Raw genomic sequence first — 15,834 nt, forward strand, 5'->3', positions numbered from 1 at the left:
CTGCGGGGGCGCCGCCGCTCGGTGCGTCGGGCCGTCAGCCGTAGATCTGCAAGAAGCTCATGGGGGCAGCGTAGGGGTGGTGGCGCGCGAGTCTCAACAGGTTTACGGGGGTGGTGCCCGCACGCGGGCCCGCACGTCCGGCGTCCCGGCGTGGCGCGGTGTTCACGCAGGTGGGGCCGCGTTGTCAGACCCGGGTGGAACGATGTGCGGGACGGCTTCAACAGGACGAGGTTCATCAGGACGGGGTGGGGTGGAGGTCATGGGGTTCGTCCGCTATCGGTGCGACAGCTGCGGTGGTCCTTACGGCAGGTGGCGCGGGAGCACACGCATGACGGTGTGTGACAGGTGCGAGCGGGTCGGCGGTGTCTCGCCGGGGCCCGAGCCGGTGCCCTTGGCCGAGGTACTGCCCGAGGTGCTGAGCGCTCTGCGGCCGGCGGCTTCGGTGGCGGGTCCCCCGGTCGCGCGCGGCGGCGGTGCGGTCCGGTCGCCGGTCGCCTCCGGGCAGTCCCCGTCCCGCGCCGCGCGGCGGCTCGCGGCGATACCTGATCAGGGCGGCCCGGACGCCCCGGTGTTCGGGCGGTGCGGGCTGTGCGGGGCGCCCGCGGAGTGGCGGCGGACGGCCCGGGGCCGCTGGGTGCTGCTGGAGCCCGGGGAGCGGCCCTGCGCACTGGTGCCGCCCGGCAGCCGCTGGCGGATCGCCGCCGACGGTACGGCGGTGGGGGTGACGGGCGGCCCGTCCTGGCGCCCGTGCCGCGCCGCCCACCACGAGTTGTGCCCGGCGGGCGCCGCCTCGTTGGCCGCCGGACGCAGATCGGCCTGAGGGCGCGTCGGGGCACGGGCACCTCGTCCCCGCCGCCTCACCCGGGGCGACGGGGACGGAGCGAGCCGTGCCGTGGGCCTAGCCGACCGGCACCGCGCCGTACGCCTCGGGTCGCAGGGGCCGGGCGGGCGGGGTGGGCTGCGGTGGGCGGTCCGGTTCGGGCGGGGCGACGCCGATGGCCCGGCGGCGGCGCAGGGCGACACCGAGGTAGCGCTCGGCGGCGAGGGCGGCCTCCCGGCTGGTGCGCTGCGCCATCAGGACGCACAGGGTGTACGCGGTCGCCTCGAAGCGGCGGCGCACCGTGCCGTTGGACGGGTGGTCGAGCACCAGCCGCTCCCAGGCGCGGTAGCGGTCGAGTACCCGGGCCACGGCACGGCGTTCGGGGTGCAGCATGGCCGGCACCCGGCTCTTCTCCACGGCGCGCTCACCTGCCCTGGGCGGCGGACAGCGTGGGCGTGTCCTCGGTGGCGTCCGCCGCGACGGCGGTCCGCTCCGCGGTGAGCGGTTCGCGGGCCCGCTCGGGCGGGGCGGGCACCTCGTGGGGCAGTGGGAGGGGCGGGACCGGCTGCGCGGCGGGGGCCGTGTGGGTGGGGAGGCTGCCGGGCGCGGGGATGCGCTGGGCGTCCTTGACGAGGCGGGTGAACCAGATGACCTTGCCCTCGGCCGTGGCGCAGGTGCCCCAGCTGTCGCTGAGCGCGGCGACTTTGCCGAGGCCGCCTTTGAGGGAGGTCAGCAGTCGTGGCAGCCGGTGGTCGCGGTCGGCGACCGAGACGGTGAGTTGCCGGCCGCTCCAGCGGATCTCGACGACGCTGCTCTTGTCGCCCCGGGCGTGGGCTGCGACATTGCGCAGAAGTTCGTCGACCGCGCAGCAGACGGGGGCGACCTGGAGATCGAGTCCCCAGTGGCGCAGGTGGGCCGCGGCGATGCGCCGGACCTGTGAGAGCCGCTCCTCGGTCGCTTCGACCTCGAGCGTGCAGCGGCGATTGACCACACCAGCCATGTCCTGGCTCCTTACGCGAAGCCCACTACTCCCTGCCCCGAGTACGAAGAGTGAGCGGTGTCGTTCTGAGGGTCATCGCCACCCTGGCCCGAAAGGGTGACTTCCGCAACACGCAGCCTGTCGCTGTGTCATCGCCGCAGCTCAGGGCCGTGTCCCGGAACACCCGAACGGCAGGTGTCGCCCGCGCCGGCCCTCCGGCTCCCGGGCTCAGCCGCCTGTCGTGGAGGCCCCGGCCCCGGCGGCCCCGGGCGGCGCTTCGGCGGCCGGCCCGGCGGGGGACGTGGCCGCCGTCCCGCCTGCCGTCGTGGCGCTGACGACGCGGCCTCGCGAGGGGCCGCCCAGACGCCACAGGCTCAGCGCGCTCAACAGTCCGATCGCGACCAGGACGCAGGTGTAGACGGTGAGCCCGCCCCAGTGTCCGTGGCTGTAGACGGAGCCGCCCGCCGAGCCACCGATCGCGCTGCCCGCGTAGTAGAAGAACAGGTAGACGGCGGCGCCCTGCACGCCGAGGGCCGAGGAGCGGGCCCCGACCCAGCCGCTGGCCACGGCGTGCGCCGCGAAGAACCCCACCGTGAAGATTACGAGCCCGGGGATGACCCCGCCCAGGTGCGGGATCAGCATGAGCAGGAGCCCCACGAGGGCGACGGCGAGCGCGGGGCCGAGGACGAGCCGCCTGCCGCAGCGGTCCACGAGCCGGCCGGCGAGGGCGGAGGAGAAGGACCCCGAGAGGTAGGTGATGAACAGCAGGCCCGCCGTGCCCTCCGACAGGTTGAAGGGGGCGTCGATGAGCCGGAAGCCGAGGTAGTTGTAGACGGTGACGAAGGCGGCCATGGCCATGAACCCGATGAGGTACAGCCGCAGCAGTCCACTGTCCGGCAGGGCCCGGCCCACTCCGCGCAGGAGCGCCCGCGGCGTGGCCTCCTTGGGCACGAAGCGGACGGAGGGCGGGATCGCGAGGCGGAAGACGAGGGCGCACACGGCGGCGATGACGCCGACGGCCCCGATCGACCAGCGCCAGCTGTGCGTCCACTGCAGGACGCCGTCCGCGGCGAGCCGACCGAGCATCCCGCCGATCCCGTTGCCCGCGACGTACAGGCCCATCGCCTGCCCCAGCGAGCCGGGGTGCACCTCCTCGGCGAGGTAGGACATCGCGGTGGCCTGGAGGCCGGCGAGCGAGAGCCCCTGCAGGAGGCGGAGCAGCAGCAGGACGGGGAAGTTCGGCGCGAAGGCAGAGGCGATACCGAAGACGGCCGCCGCGCCGAGCGCGAGCGACATCATCGAGGTGCGGTTCCAGGCGTCGGAGACAGCGGTCAGCGGGATGACCCCGACCGCCATGGCCAGGGTCGCGACCGAGACGCTGAGCGAGGCCCCGGCGGGCGACAGGTCGAGGTCGGAGGCCAGGGACGGCAGGAGTGCCTGGACGCAGTACAGCGTCATGAAGGTGCCGAGCCCCGCCGCGAAGAGGGCGGCACAGGCACGCCGGAAGGCGGGGGTACCGCTGACATGGGGCGGGGGTATGGACAGGCTCTCGGTCACGCGAACAAATGTATGTACGGACCATTCAATGCGTCCAATGCATGAGGGGGCTCGCGATCATCCAGAAATGGAACAATAGCCCGCGAGGCAGCCGTCGGCGGCCCTCCCTCCGACGCGAACCCCGGCCCCACACACTCGAACTGAAGGACGATCGGGATGCCTGGCCGGGCCGACGTGGGGGAAGGATCGGAGCGTGCGTGATCCACAAGACGTGAAAGCCGCCGTCCGTGCTCTCTGGGGACGCGCCAGGAACGAGCCCGGGTTCGTCCGGACGGTGCGCTCGGCCGCCGCCGCGACCCTCGCCTATGTGGTCGCCCTGCGGCTGAGTGACGAGCCCGCGCCGCTGACGGCCCCTCTGACGGCCCTGCTCGTGGTCCAGGTGACTCTCTACTCGACCCTCACCACGGGGATCCGCCGGGTGACCGCGGTCGTCGTCGGGGTGCTCATCGCGGTCGGCTTCAGCGTCCTGGTGGGGCTCACGTGGTGGAGCCTCGGCCTGATCATCCTGGCCTCGCTGGTGATCGGGCACGCGGTCAGGGTGAGCGAGTTCGTCCCGGAGGTGGCGATCAGCGCGATGCTCGTGCTCGGGGTCGGCCGGGTCACGGACACGGCCTGGGACCGGGTGCTGGAGACCGTCATCGGGGCGCTGGTCGGCCTGCTGTTCAACTTCGTCTTCGCGCCGCCCGTGTGGACGCGGACGGCGGGGGACGCGCTGGAGGACCTGGCACGGCGTATGCGCAGGCTGCTGCTGCGGATCGGTGAGGAGCTGAGCAGCGCGACCCCGGTGGAGGACGCCCGGGCCCGCCTCCAGGAGGCGAGGGACCTCGACCACGACATCGCGGACGTGGACGCGGCGCTGCGGCAGGCGGAGGAGAGCCTGCGGTTCAACCCGCGTGTGAGGGAGGGTCTGCTGAACCGGGTCGTGCTGCGCACCGGGCTGGACACCCTGGAGATCTGCACCGTCGTCCTGCGGGTCCTCGCCCGTACCTTCACCGACCTCGCCCACGGACGGGCGGCGGACGGGGCACGGGAGGGCAAGGACCTGTTCCCGCCCGAGGCCGGGCGGGCGGTGGAGAGCATGCTCGGGCACGTCGCGGACGCGCTGGTGAGTTTCGCGGTGCTCGTGACCACGCCGGTCAGTGACAGCGCCCAGGCCGCGGAGGAGCGGCTCACCGCCGAACTCCTCGCGGCGGCCCGGGGCCGCGAGACCGTGGGCCGACTGCTGCGCGAGAGCACCCGGCACGACGCGGAGCACTGGTTCCTCTACGGAGCACTGCTCACCGAGGTGGACCGCATCCTGGCCGAACTCGACCTGGAGCACCGCTCCCAGCGGCTGCTGGAGGAACTCGACCGCAACGCCAGGGAACAGCGCGAACGCAGCCCCCGTCTGACCCGGCTGCGGACGCGGGCGGCGAGTCTGCGCCGGCGTCGGCGACGCCCCTCCCCCGCCGTGCCGGCTCCCCGAACGGGGCCGGCCGGGGAGCCGGGCGCCACGGCGCGGCCGGCGCCGGGCGAGCGGGCCAGAACCCGCCGGGGTGAGAGCTGACGCCCCTGTCCGGCCCGGGCCGCGGGCCGGTCACGGCCCCTCGTGCAGCCCCCGGTCGGCGGGGCCGAGGACGAATCGGGTGAAGCGCACGGTCAGCGCGTCCCGCTGCGGGGAGCAGCAGAAGGGCCCGGCGCTCACCTCGGCGTCGGCGGGGAGGTGAGCGAGGCGGACCATGCGCCACTCCCCCTCGTCCTTGCGGGCCCGCACCGTGAGGGCGTCGCCGAAGCGGCTGACCCGGACCGTCACCGAGGCTCCCGCCCAGTCGGGTACCGGGCTCAGGGACCAGTCGGACGTGCCGTGCGTGACGACCGCTCCCAGGTGCGGGCTGCCGTCAGTGGACTCGACTCCGGCCTTGACCCAGGTCCCCTCGTCCACCCGGACCATGACGCCCGCCTGGTCGTACAGCTCGGGGAGCGTGGCCTCGAAGGTCACCTCGACGGCGCTGTCCTGCGGGAAGGGGGCGAGCAGCGCGTGTCCGCTGTCGCGGACGAACCCGTACGAGGTGGTGCGCCAGAAGTCGCTGCCCTCGGCGGTGGTGACCCGTAGGCCGCCCGCCGGGTCGGACACCGCCTCGGGGGGTTCGTTGAGCCAGCGCGCCTCGTCCCAGCGCGAGGACTGCCGTGTCCGCATCGGTCTCCTCGGTCTTCCGTCCCGCCGGTGTGCGGCGGGCACCTGCTTCACCCGTTCGGCCCTACCGGTGAAGCCTCGCACAGGGTGCCGGGCCGTGCGCGCGACGGTGTCCGGTGACACGGGCGGGACGGTGCTGCGGTTGCCGCGGGCGCGCGGACGCGGCGCCATGGAGGCAGGACCGGGTCGCGCCCGAGGCAGGGAGGTGGCGGCGATGGCGGTGGACCACGCCCTCGACAACCCCGACGAACTGGACGGCCTCGACGTGTACGACGTCGACGGCGAGAAGATCGGCGGGGTCGACGAGGTCTACCTCGACGACCGCACGGGCCGCCCGGAGTGGGTCACCGTGAAGACGGGCCTGCTCGGCATCCGGGAGCACTTCGTCCCGCTCGCCGGAGCCGAGCGGGAGGGGCGGATGCTGCACGTCCCGTACACCAAGGACCTCGTGCGCGACGCGCCCCGGCCGGACGACGCGGACGAGCACCTGGACGCCGCGCAGGAGAGCGCGCTCTACACGTACTACGGGCTCACGGTCGTACCGGAGGAGGCGGAGGGCTGGGGGGAGACGGAGCGTGAGGTGGCGCGCGAGAACGCCGCGGACGACGACTTCGGCGGGACCGGCGGCACACCTCCCTGAAGTTGACGGCGCCCGGCACCTGCTGGGCAGAGGCGGATCCCGGCGCTCGCGGCCCGCCCGCCGCCGCGCCTTCGCGAGGGCCCCGCGCGGTGCGCCACCCGTCCCGCACCGGGCCGAGTGGCGCACCGCCTCCGCCCGAGGGTCACACGCTGCCGGTGCCGTTCGCGTAGGACTTCATGCTGTACGTGCCGAAGCCGTTCTGCACGGGGTCACCGGTGTCGTTGACGCAGTGCAGGATGCCGCCGCCGCCCGCGTCGTTGAGGCAGACCGACATCAGGTCGGTGAGGACGACGCCCGGGGTGTCGGGGACCTCGTAGGCGCGGTCGGTGTAGATGTTCGCGCCGAGGTTGAAGAAGCAGTAGCTGCCCAGGCCCCACGCGTGGTGGGTGCGCACGTCGTCGGCGACCTTGTAGGCCGCGTAGCCGAGGGTCGAGCCGTGTCTCCAGGCCGACTGGGTCGGCACGTCGTAGGGGTGCTCGTTCTGGAAGAAGTAGGTGCTGCCGTGCTCGCCCTTCCACAGCACCTCGTGCTTCTGGTAGTGCTCGACGGCGAGCGCGTACGCGGTGACGTGGTCCCCGTTGACGATGACGCCGGTGTCGGCGGGGTTGACCGACCAGCCGACGGTGCCGTCGAGCCCGTGGTCGGCGCGCCAGAGCCAGAGGTTGTCGCAGATCACGTCGTTGCTGTCGATCCGGACGCTGACCTCGGCGCCGCCGGCCAGCGCGCCGCCGATCCGGGCGTAGACGTCGAACAGCGCGGTGGGGTCGGCGAGGTGCCGCCGACGGCCGCGGCCGTCGCCGACGCGCAGCAGCAGGGGGGTGTGCCGGGAGGCGGCCTCGAAGAGCACACCGGCGACGGTGACGCCGGAGACGTCGGCGACGTCCAGCACGGTGTTGCCGTGCGTGGAGCGCAGGGTGGCGAGGCCGATCCCCAGGACGACCGTGCCGGGGCGGTGCACGCGCAGCGGCGCCGAGATGTCGTAGACGCCCGGCGTGATCAGCAGGTGCTTGCCCTGGGCGAGCGCGCGGTTCAGAGCGGCGGCGGAGTCGCCGGGCCGGGCCACGTGGAACTGCGAGAGCGGGACGGCGCGGCCGCGGGCCGGGCCGTGCGCCCAGGTGGTACCCGTGCTGTTCCTGCGCAGCGAGGGCACGAACACCTGGTAGGAACCGTGGCGGTCCACCGTGAGGAACGGCTTCTCCCGGATCACCGGGGTGCGGTCGATCGTGGTGTACGGAGGGGTCGGGTAGGACTGTGCGGGCGCGCCCTGCACGCCGACGAAGACCATGTTCCAGTTGGAGCCGCTCCAGCTGCCGAACGTGTCGTTGCGCGACAGCCACTGCTGCTGCGTACCCGACTCGACCTGCCCGTCGACCACGCTGTCGGCCAGGAAGCCGCCGCTGGACCACTGGTTGCCCGGCGGGCTCGGGAACAGCGTCATGTCGCCCTTGATGTGCACGCGGCGCATCGGTCCGGCCTGGGCGACGGCCCAGCGTTCCAGGCCGTCGGGCGGCGCGATGGTCAGGTTCTCCGCGGTGCGCCAGAAGTTCTGGGTGCCGTTTCCCTCCAGCCACTGCGCGTCGACCGTGACGTGCCCGTTGATCACCACGTCCTCGGGGCTCGTGCCGAGGCCCAGGACGTGCGTGTAGAAGCCGACGTTGATGTCGACGTGGTAGGTGCCCGGCAGGAAGGCCAGGGCATAGCGCTCGTCGCCGAACTGGTTGGACTCCTGGGTGGCGAAGACGGCGTCGACCTGGGCCTGGATCGCCGCGTCGCCCATGGACGGATCGAAGACCAGGACGTTCGGTCCGAGGCCGGCGGTGGTGCCGCCCTTTCCGTGGGAGTCGGAGGTGGCGGCCGACGCGAACGCCGGGCCTGCGCCGATGCCGCCGATCAGCGGCACGGCGGCGACGGCCGCTCCGCGCAGCACGCTGCGGCGAGAGGGAATGGTGGACACGGCTCTCCCTGCGAAGTGGTGGAAATAACTGAACCGCCGGCCGGTCCCTGTCGCTGAGAGCGCTCTCTCAGCCACGAAGTGAATCACCACCGATGTGCAGCGTCAATGAGATGGCGTGATCTCGGAGTTGGGGCTGCCGACGGCACTCGTGCGCCTGTCGGGAGCCTGTGCGGGCGCACGTGCTTCGCTGTGGCCGCGGCCCCTTCGGCCGCCCGTACCACGCGCCGCCGCCCCGGCGATGTTTGGGCGTACGTCACACGGTCACCCGGGTCGGAACAGGACCGTCCGAATTCCCGAGTACCCGAGGAGTGACACGTCGTGGAATGGATTCACCACGCGGCCTGCATCGGCACCGACCCGGAGCTGTTCTTCCCGGTGAGCAGCGAGGGCCCGGGAGCCCGGCAGCGGGAGGAGGCCAAGCAGGTGTGCGCCGGCTGCCCGGTGCGGCAGCAGTGCCTCGAATGGGCCCTGGAGAGCCGTCAGCGCGCCGGGATCTGGGGCGGGCTGGACGAGCGGGAGCGGGCCACGCTGAGCCGCCGCCGGGCGAACCGGCTCCGGTCCGCGGGCGGCGTCGGGCGCTGAGCCCGAGCCGGCCGGCGACGGCGACGTGTCAGCCGCGCAGCCCGCTCACGTCCCGCCCCTCGCTGAGCAGGGAGTCGTCGGCGACCCGCGCCCCGGGCAGACCGTGCACGGCCGCGATGAGCGCGGCGTCCACATCGCTCGTTCCGGTCGCCACACACAACAGCGAGGAGACTTCGGCCAGTTCACGCCGGGCCTCGGGGCCTCCGCGCTCGGCCTCCAGCACCCTCAGGGCGTGGTGACGCTCGACGAGGTTGCGCAGGATCACGGGGTGGGCGAGCAGCACGAGGGGCCTCCGGTGTCGTGACGGTCCGCCGGTCGGGCGGAGACTTCGATCTTCGGCTGCCCTCCGTCTGCCCCTGCGCACTCCTCGCACACCCGCGCGAAGGAAGAAGATCGCCGCGGGACGACGTCCCGGCGCGGATGCCGGTGCCGTCTCAGTCGAGGATCACGTCCGGCTGGTAGAGCTCGTACCACAGGGCGAGGTCGAGGGTGCGTTCAAGTCCGCGCCGGGCGGCCTGAGTCGAGGGCAGGTCCTCGCGGCCGGCCAGGGCGCGCACCCGGTCGGCGTCGACCAGGGTGAACACCGGATGCCCTGGGCGGCTCAGCAGTTCCCTGGCCTGGTCCTGGAGGGCCGCCGCGTACTTGGGGTCCCGGGTCGAGGGGTACGGGCTCTTGACGCGGCCGTGGACGGAGCGCGGGAGCACGTCGCGGACGGCCGCGCGCAGCAGGCTCTTCTCCCGCCCGTCGAAGGACTTGAGCGCCCACGGGGTGTTGTAGACGTACTCGACCAGGTGGTGGTCGCAGAACGGGACCCGCACCTCCAGCCCGACCGCCATGCTCGCGCGGTCCTTGCGGTCGAGCAGGATGCGGACGAACCGGGTCAGGTGCAGGTGGCTGATCCGGCGCATCCGGTACTCGAAGTCGCTCTCCCCTTCGAGGCGTTCCACCTGGGCGACGGCCTCGGCGTAGCTCTGCCGCAGGAAGGCCGGGAGGTCGAGGGCGCGGACGGCCTCGGGACGCAGGACGGTGGAGTCCTCGCCGAAGTGCTCGGCGATCCGCACGAGCCAGGGGAACATCTCGGCCTCGCGCGCCTCTTGGTGGAAGAAGTGCAGGTAGCCGCCGAACACCTCGTCGGCCGACTCCCCGGACAGCGCGACGGTCGCCTGTTCGCGGACGGCGCGGAAGAGCAGCAGGAGCGAGGTGTCGAGGTCGCCCAGGCCCAGGGGCAGGTCGCGGGCGCGGACCATCGCGGCGCGCGCGTCGAGACCGGCAAGAGTGTGGGCGTCCAGGACGAGGTCGTGGTGGTCGGTGCGGTGGGTGTGCGCGACGTCGCGGACGTACGGGGAGTCGGTCGTGGCGCGCACCTGGTCGGCGACGAAGTTCTCGGCCTGTCCGGCGAAGTCTACGGAGAAGGTGCGCAGGGTCTCTTCACTCCCGGCGAGTTGGCGGGCCGCGAGACCGGTGAGCGCGGAGGAGTCGAGTCCGCCGGACAGCAGGACTCCGTGCGGGACGTCGGCGACGAGCTGACGGCGCACGGCGTCCTCCAGGGTCGCGCGGACGGTGGCGATCGTGGTGTCCCGGTCGTCGGTGTGCGGGCGGGTCCGCAGGCTCCAGTAGACGCGTCGGCGGGTGCCGCGCTCGTCGACGGTGAGGACCGTGCCGGGCTCGACCTCGTGCATCCCGTCCCAGACGCCGTGCCCGGGGGTCTTGACGAAGGCGAAGAGTTCCCGCAGCCCGCTCGTGCGGATGCGGGGGCGCACTCCCGGGTGGGCGAGGATCGCCTTGGGCTCGGAGCCGAACAGCACCCCGTCGGGGGTGGGGTGGTAGAAGAGGGGCTTGACGCCGAGGCGGTCGCGGATCAGGACCAGCCGGCGGCTGCGGCCGTCGTACACGGCGAAGGCGTACATGCCGTTGAGGCGCTCGGCGACCTGCTCGCCCCATTCCAGGTAGCCGCGCAGGACGACCTCGGTGTCGGAGGCGGTGGTGAAGCGGTGGCCGCGCGAGCGCAGTTCGGCGCGCAGCTCGGGGTGGTTGTACGTCTCCCCGGAGTACACGAGCGCGATCGGGCCGCCGGGGGTGTCGAGGGTCATCGGCTGCCGGCCGCCGGGCAGGTCGATGACGGCGAGCCTGCGGTGGCCGAGGGCCGCGGGCCCCTCGGTCCAGGTGCCCCGTTCGTCGGGGCCCCGGCAGGCCATCGTGGCCGTCATGGCGTCCAGGGTGTCCCGGGCGGTTCGCGGATCGTGGTCGAAGCCGATCCAGCCGGTGATGCCGCACATCTCTTTACCTCCGCTGACGTCTGCACCCGGCGCTGTCGGAAGGGTGCGCCGGTGCCGGTGTGGCGGGCGCGCTGTGTGCGCCCGCTCCGGGGTCAACGGGGCAGGGGTGCGGCAGGTGGCGGCCGGGGGCGGATGTCCTCGGCCGCCGCGCGCCCTACTGCGCCGTGCGCGGGAGGCGTACGACGGTCACGAAGAAGTCGTCGATCTGCCGTACGGCCGCGATGAACTGGTCGAGGTCCACGGGCTTGGTGACGTACGCGTTGGCGTGCAGCCGGTAGCTGCGCAGGATGTCCTCCTCGGCGGAGGAGGTGGTGAGCACCACGACGGGGATGTGGGCGAGGTTGTCGTCGGACTTGATCCGCTCCAGGACCTGCCGGCCGTCGTACTTCGGCAGGTTGAGGTCGAGCAGGATCAGGTCGGGGCGCGGCGCGTCGGCGTGCTCGCCCTGGTGGTAGAGGAAGTCGAGCGCCTCCTGCCCGTCGCGTACGACGTGCAGGGTGTTGCGGATCTTGTTGTCCTCGAATGCCTCGCGGGTCATCAGCTCGTCGCCGGGGTCGTCCTCGACGAGGAGGACCTCGATGGGCTCCACGGGGGTGTTCACTGGGCTGCTCCAAGCGGTGCGGAGGTGGTGTCGTGCTGGGCCGGGACCGACGGGTCGTCCTCCCCCGGCCCGGCCGGGGACTCGCTGCGCACCGGGAGAGTGAAGCACACCCGGGCGCCTTCTTCGACGGAGTGGTCGAGACCGATGTCCCCGCCGTGGTGCTCGACGATCTTCCGGCACAGGGCGAGGCCGATTCCGGTGCCGCCGTACTCCTCACGGCTGTGCAGGCGCTGGAAGATCACGAAGACCTTCTCGCCGAACTCCTCGGGGACGCCGATGCCGTTGTCGGTGACGGCGAACCGCCACAGGTCGCCGTCCCGGACGCAGGAGACGGTGATGCGGGGGGCGCGGTCGGGGTGGCGGAACTTGACGGCGTTGCCGAGGAGGTTCTGCCACAGCATGGTCAGGGTGGTGCGGTCGCCGTTGACGACGGGCAGCTCCCCCTCGCGTTCGATGACGGCCCCGGACTCCTCGATGGGCACCTGGAGGTCGCTCAGCGCGCGCTCCAGGGTCTTCTCCAGCGGCAGTTCCACGAGTTCGCCGCCGAGCCGCCCGACGCGGGAGAACGCGAGCAGGTCGTTGATGAGGACCTGCATGCGCTTGGCGCCGTCCACCGCGAAGTCGATGTACTGCTTTCCGCGGGCGTCGAGCTGGTCCCCGTAACGCTTCTCCAGGAGCTGGCAGAAGGAGGCGATCTTGCGCAGCGGTTCCTGGAGGTCGTGCGAGGCGACGTAGGCGAACTGCTCCAGCTCGGCGTTGGACCGCTGGAGTTCGGCGGTCTGCGCGTCGAGGTCGGCGGTGCGCTGCGCGAGCAGTTGCTCGCGGGCCCGGGACTCGGAGAGTTCGGAGACGATGCGCCGGCGCATCTCCTCGACTGCGAGCCCGAGGGCCTGTACGTCGGAGGGGCCCTCGATGGCGATGCCCTGCTCGAAGTCGCCCCTGCTGACCTTCTGGGCGCGGGTCTCCAGACCGCGCAGCGGCCGGCCGACGATGCGGTGCAGGAGGACGGCGAGCACACCCCCGCAGGCGAGGAAGGCGATCAGGATGGCGACGAAGGTCCAGTCGCGCAGCCCCTCGGCGTCGTCGAGTTCGCGGCCGGCCTGGTCGCGGACCGCGTCGAGGTCCGCGATCTGCCGGTTGAACAGGGCGCGGATGCCGTCGAAGCTGCGCTTGCTGGCCTCCAGGGTGCCGGTGGGCACGGAGCCCTTCTCGTCGACCCTCGCGATCAGCGGGCGGGCCGTCTCGCGGCGCCACTCCTCGGCCTCCCTGCGGATGGCGGCGAGGTCGGCCAGCGGCTTGGGGTAGTCCCCGAGGCGGCGGGCGGCGCCGTCCCCGAAGGTCTTCTCGTCCTTCTGGCCCTCGGCGTAGGGCGCGAGGAAGCTCTTGTCGCCGGTCAGGGCGTAGCCGCGCACCGCGGTCTCCTGGTCGAGCAGTGCCTTCTGCAACCGGAAGGACGCGGACCTCGCGGGCTGGATGCGGTCGACGAGGTCGGAGGTGCGGTCGCCGCTGCGGGACAGCAGGCCCGCGCCGGTGGCGGCGCCGGCGACGACGAGGAGGGCCATGAGGACGAGGACGAGGTGTATCCAGCCCTGGACGGACAGCCTGCTGGTGAGCGGCTTCCTGGGCTGCTCCCGCTCGGCCGGGGTGGGGGATGTCATTCGGGGCGCTCCCAGGCGAGGTGCAGTACGGCGAGGTCGTCGGAGAGGCCGCCCGCCGGAGCGGCGAGCGCGGTGACCTCCTCGACGACGGTGTCCACGAAGTCCTGGCCGCCGCGGCCGTTGTGCCGGCGGGCCAGGTCGAGCAGTCCGCTCTCGCCCAGACGAGTGCGGGGTCCGGTGCGGCCTTCGAAGAGGCCGTCGGTGCAGGCGACGACGGCGGTACGGGGGTCGGTCGACAGGGCCGCCTCGGGCCAGGCGTCGGCGTCGACGTCCCCGCCGAGCAGTCCGAGCGCCATGCCGCCCTCGGGCTCGTACCAGTCGACGCTGTCCTCGGTGCGCACGAGCAGGCCGTGGTGGCCGGCGCGCACGGTCCGAAGCGTGCGGCGGTCGGGGGAGAAACGCATGGCGACGTAGGTCGCGAAGACGTGGTCCCCGGCCCGTTCCGCGCACAGGATCTCGTTGAGCAGGCGGGCCTGCGCGGAGCCGACGCAGCCGGTGAGCACGGCGGCCCGCCACGCGACCCGCAGACACACGCCGAGGGCGGCCTCGGCCGCGCCGTGCCCGGAGACGTCGCCGACCACGGCGTGCACGGTGCCGTCGGCGGTCTGGACGACGTCGTAGAAGTCCCCGCCCAGCAGGGCGTGGTCGCGACCGGGTTCGTACCGGGCGACGACGGAGAAGTCGGCGGGCTCGCGCAGCAGCGGGGTGGGCAGCAGTCCGCGTTCGAGGCGGGCGTTCTCCTCGGCCCGCAGCCGGCCGGCCTGGAGGGCGGCGGAGGCACGCTCCACCTGCTTGCGCTGGAGGGCGTAGCGGACGGCGCGGCCCAGGGTCTCGGGTTCGACGCGGTTCTTCAGCAGGTAGTCCTGGGCGCCCTGGGCGACGGCGTCAAGGCCGATCTCGCTCTCGGACAGGCCGGTCAGGACGATGATCGCGGCGTCCGGCGCGGCCGAGCGGACCCGGCGTACGGCGTCGAGGCCGTGCACGTCGGGCAGGTGCAGGTCGAGCAGGACGCACACGGGTCCGCGGATGGTGGCGAGCGTGGACTGGGCCTCGGCGAGCGTCTTGCACCATGTCGCCTCCAGGCTCAGGGCGCTGTCGGCGAGGTATTCGGTGACCAGGAGCGCGTCTCCCGCGTCGTCCTCCACCAGGACCAGGGTCGCGTCGAGATCCCAGCCGGGATCATGACTCGTGGACCGCGGTCGTGGCAGCGCGGAATCGAGCCCCGTGGGCCGATCGGCCACTTCACACCCCCACCGGAGAGCAGGCGTCCATGTGCCGGACCTCTGCGAGACAAGTACGAAGCATACTTGCATTCGAACTCGTCCAACGCCGGTGTTCCGTCTTGCTTTCCCCGGGGAGGGGGCGCCGCGGGGAGGCCCTTCGCCAAAGCCGCGAACCGGGAGTCCGGCGGGGCGGCGAGTGCGCCGGGTACGCGGCGCCGGTCCGGGCCGCGGGACGGACGACGCGAATTGCCGGGCCCGCGGGGGGCTAATGTCCGCCGCCCGCTTTCCGGCCCACGCCGGTGACGGGCGGAGAGACCCGGGAGCAGTCGACGCGGTGCGGCGGCCGGCCCGTGCGGGCCGGCCCGGTTCCGCCCTTGTCCGCGCCTTGTCCGTGCATCGGACCCACGAGATTCATGCGCCCCGCACGGGCATCCGCGGAGTTCCGCTCCTCCTGCCCGGGGCGACCCCGGCGCCGCATTGCGGGCTTTCCTCCCGGTCGCACCGGAAGGCGGTGACTGCGCGGTTTTCGCCGTACTTCAGGGCGGTCGCCGACGCTTCGGCCTTCAGGCCGTCACCGTCACCTGGCCAGGGTCGCGACCACCGTCTTCCCGCCCGCGGGGGTGGGCCGGACCGTGACCCCGTCCGCCATGCGCAGCACCATGGGCCAGCCGAAGCCGCCGGCGCTGCCGCTCAGGTCGGGGACGCGCTCGCGGGGCGGCACGGGGCTCGGGTCCTCCACGGTCACCGTCAGCCGGTGCCGGTCGGCGCGCAGCCGCAGGGCGGTCACCGCCCCGGCGTGCCGCAGGGCGTTCGTCACCAGTTCGGAGACGAGCAGCAGCAAATGCTGGGCGGTCTGCGCGGCCACGGCGGGGCTGAGCCCGGCGAGGAACACGCGGACGGCCTCCCTGGCGTCCGCCGCGAGGGCGGGGCGACTGTGGTGCTCGGCGACCGGCTGGTCAAGTCCGGTCATCAGGTCCTGCGCGGTCAGGTACGGGTGGTGCATCGTTTTCACCCCGTCACGAGGAGCTTCGGCAACTCCACTTCGGTATCGAAGGAATACCTACCCCGTGACGACTTCCTGAAAAGGGAAAGGACCGCACCGGAACGGAAAAGCCTTCGCCGCAATAGGCCGATCGCCCACGGCGGCCTTTCGTCTTTCCCGGGTTCGTCGCGGTGAAACGTGCGGAAACGTATCGGCCCTGATGCGGCACGGTCGGTACCGGCTCAGTAAGGCGCAGGAGAGGGGGGCCGGGAATCCCGGAGGGCGGCCGTTTCCCATGACGACGGGCGGTCGCGACGGAATTACGGGGCCGCCGCCCCAAACAGAACGACGCGGCGGCGAAGATGGGCGTACGGGCGTCACAGGCGGCA

The 15,834-nt window shown here is 72.8% G+C and carries 14 protein-coding genes and 1 pseudogene; 4 read left to right on the forward strand and 11 right to left on the reverse strand.

Going from position 1 to position 15,834, the window contains the following annotated elements:
* Nucleotides 1-328: 328 nt before the first annotated feature.
* Nucleotides 329-820 (forward strand): DUF6083 domain-containing protein, encoded by a 492-nt coding sequence (locus tag AB0J21_RS20745; RefSeq protein WP_363147495.1) that lies wholly within the window; start codon nucleotides 329-331, stop codon nucleotides 818-820.
* Between the two features lie 78 nt (nucleotides 821-898).
* On the opposite strand, the gene AB0J21_RS20750 is transcribed toward AB0J21_RS20745, so the two are convergent.
* From AB0J21_RS20750 to AB0J21_RS20760, 3 genes are all read right to left on the reverse strand, one after another.
* Nucleotides 899-1,213: a DUF5133 domain-containing protein gene (locus AB0J21_RS20750; RefSeq protein WP_363147636.1), complete on the reverse strand. Its 315-nt coding sequence runs from the start codon at nucleotides 1,211-1,213 to the stop codon at nucleotides 899-901.
* A 31-nt stretch (nucleotides 1,214-1,244) separates the two neighbouring features.
* Nucleotides 1,245-1,820, reverse strand: coding sequence for an ATP-binding protein (locus tag AB0J21_RS20755; RefSeq protein WP_363147496.1), 576 nt, complete (start codon nucleotides 1,818-1,820; stop codon nucleotides 1,245-1,247).
* A 207-nt stretch (nucleotides 1,821-2,027) separates the two neighbouring features.
* Nucleotides 2,028-3,356, reverse strand: coding sequence for an MFS transporter (locus tag AB0J21_RS20760; RefSeq protein WP_363147497.1), 1,329 nt, complete (start codon nucleotides 3,354-3,356; stop codon nucleotides 2,028-2,030).
* 211 nt (nucleotides 3,357-3,567) lie between these two features.
* On the opposite strand from AB0J21_RS20760, the gene AB0J21_RS20765 reads away from it, so the two are divergent.
* A complete protein-coding gene (locus AB0J21_RS20765) occupies nucleotides 3,568-4,902 on the forward strand; it encodes an aromatic acid exporter family protein (protein WP_363147637.1) in 1,335 nt (444 codons plus the stop codon).
* 30 nt (nucleotides 4,903-4,932) lie between these two features.
* Here the strand turns inward: AB0J21_RS20765 and AB0J21_RS20770 are convergent, their stop codons facing one another.
* On the reverse strand, nucleotides 4,933-5,532 hold the full coding sequence (locus AB0J21_RS20770) for a DUF1349 domain-containing protein (RefSeq protein WP_363147498.1): 600 nt from the start codon (nucleotides 5,530-5,532) through the stop codon (nucleotides 4,933-4,935).
* A gap of 211 nt (nucleotides 5,533-5,743) precedes the next feature.
* On the opposite strand from AB0J21_RS20770, the pseudogene AB0J21_RS20775 reads away from it, so the two are divergent.
* Nucleotides 5,744-6,064 (forward strand): annotated as a pseudogene (locus AB0J21_RS20775) (PRC-barrel domain-containing protein); the annotation flags it as partial.
* Nucleotides 6,065-6,311: 247 nt separating this feature from the next.
* Here AB0J21_RS20775 and AB0J21_RS20780 read toward each other — a convergent pair.
* Nucleotides 6,312-8,123: an adenylyl cyclase gene (locus tag AB0J21_RS20780; RefSeq protein ID WP_363147499.1), complete on the reverse strand. Its 1,812-nt coding sequence runs from the start codon at nucleotides 8,121-8,123 to the stop codon at nucleotides 6,312-6,314.
* A gap of 318 nt (nucleotides 8,124-8,441) precedes the next feature.
* Between AB0J21_RS20780 and AB0J21_RS20785 the strand changes: the two genes are divergently transcribed.
* Complete coding sequence (locus AB0J21_RS20785) at nucleotides 8,442-8,705, forward strand: WhiB family transcriptional regulator (RefSeq protein ID WP_363147500.1); 264 nt, start codon at nucleotides 8,442-8,444, stop codon at nucleotides 8,703-8,705.
* Nucleotides 8,706-8,733: 28 nt separating this feature from the next.
* Here the strand turns inward: AB0J21_RS20785 and AB0J21_RS20790 are convergent, their stop codons facing one another.
* From AB0J21_RS20790 to AB0J21_RS20815, 6 genes are all read right to left on the reverse strand, one after another.
* Nucleotides 8,734-8,988, reverse strand: a complete 255-nt coding sequence (locus AB0J21_RS20790) for a DUF5133 domain-containing protein (RefSeq protein ID WP_363147501.1) — start codon at nucleotides 8,986-8,988, stop codon at nucleotides 8,734-8,736.
* 151 nt (nucleotides 8,989-9,139) lie between these two features.
* On the reverse strand, nucleotides 9,140-10,981 hold the full coding sequence (gene asnB / locus AB0J21_RS20795) for an asparagine synthase (glutamine-hydrolyzing) (protein WP_363147502.1): 1,842 nt from the start codon (nucleotides 10,979-10,981) through the stop codon (nucleotides 9,140-9,142).
* 154 nt (nucleotides 10,982-11,135) lie between these two features.
* Nucleotides 11,136-11,582 carry a response regulator gene (locus AB0J21_RS20800; protein WP_363147503.1) on the reverse strand — a complete coding sequence of 149 codons (447 nt, stop codon included), beginning with the start codon at nucleotides 11,580-11,582 and terminating at the stop codon, nucleotides 11,136-11,138.
* The gene (locus AB0J21_RS20805; RefSeq protein ID WP_363147504.1) at nucleotides 11,579-13,240 is read right to left on the reverse strand and encodes an ATP-binding protein; all 1,662 of its coding nucleotides are present in this window, start codon (nucleotides 13,238-13,240) and stop codon (nucleotides 11,579-11,581) included. Before AB0J21_RS20805 ends, AB0J21_RS20800 begins: the two co-directional genes overlap by 4 nt.
* The gene (locus AB0J21_RS20810; protein ID WP_363147505.1) at nucleotides 13,237-14,481 is read right to left on the reverse strand and encodes a SpoIIE family protein phosphatase; all 1,245 of its coding nucleotides are present in this window, start codon (nucleotides 14,479-14,481) and stop codon (nucleotides 13,237-13,239) included. The genes AB0J21_RS20805 and AB0J21_RS20810 overlap by 4 nt, the downstream gene beginning before the upstream one ends.
* 559 nt (nucleotides 14,482-15,040) lie before the next feature.
* On the reverse strand, nucleotides 15,041-15,433 hold the full coding sequence (locus AB0J21_RS20815; RefSeq protein WP_363147638.1) for an ATP-binding protein: 393 nt from the start codon (nucleotides 15,431-15,433) through the stop codon (nucleotides 15,041-15,043).
* Between the last annotated feature and the right edge of the window lie 401 nt (nucleotides 15,434-15,834).

This window comes from Streptomyces sp. NPDC049954 (assembly GCF_040656295.1).
GTDB lineage: Bacteria > Actinomycetota > Actinomycetes > Streptomycetales > Streptomycetaceae > Streptomyces.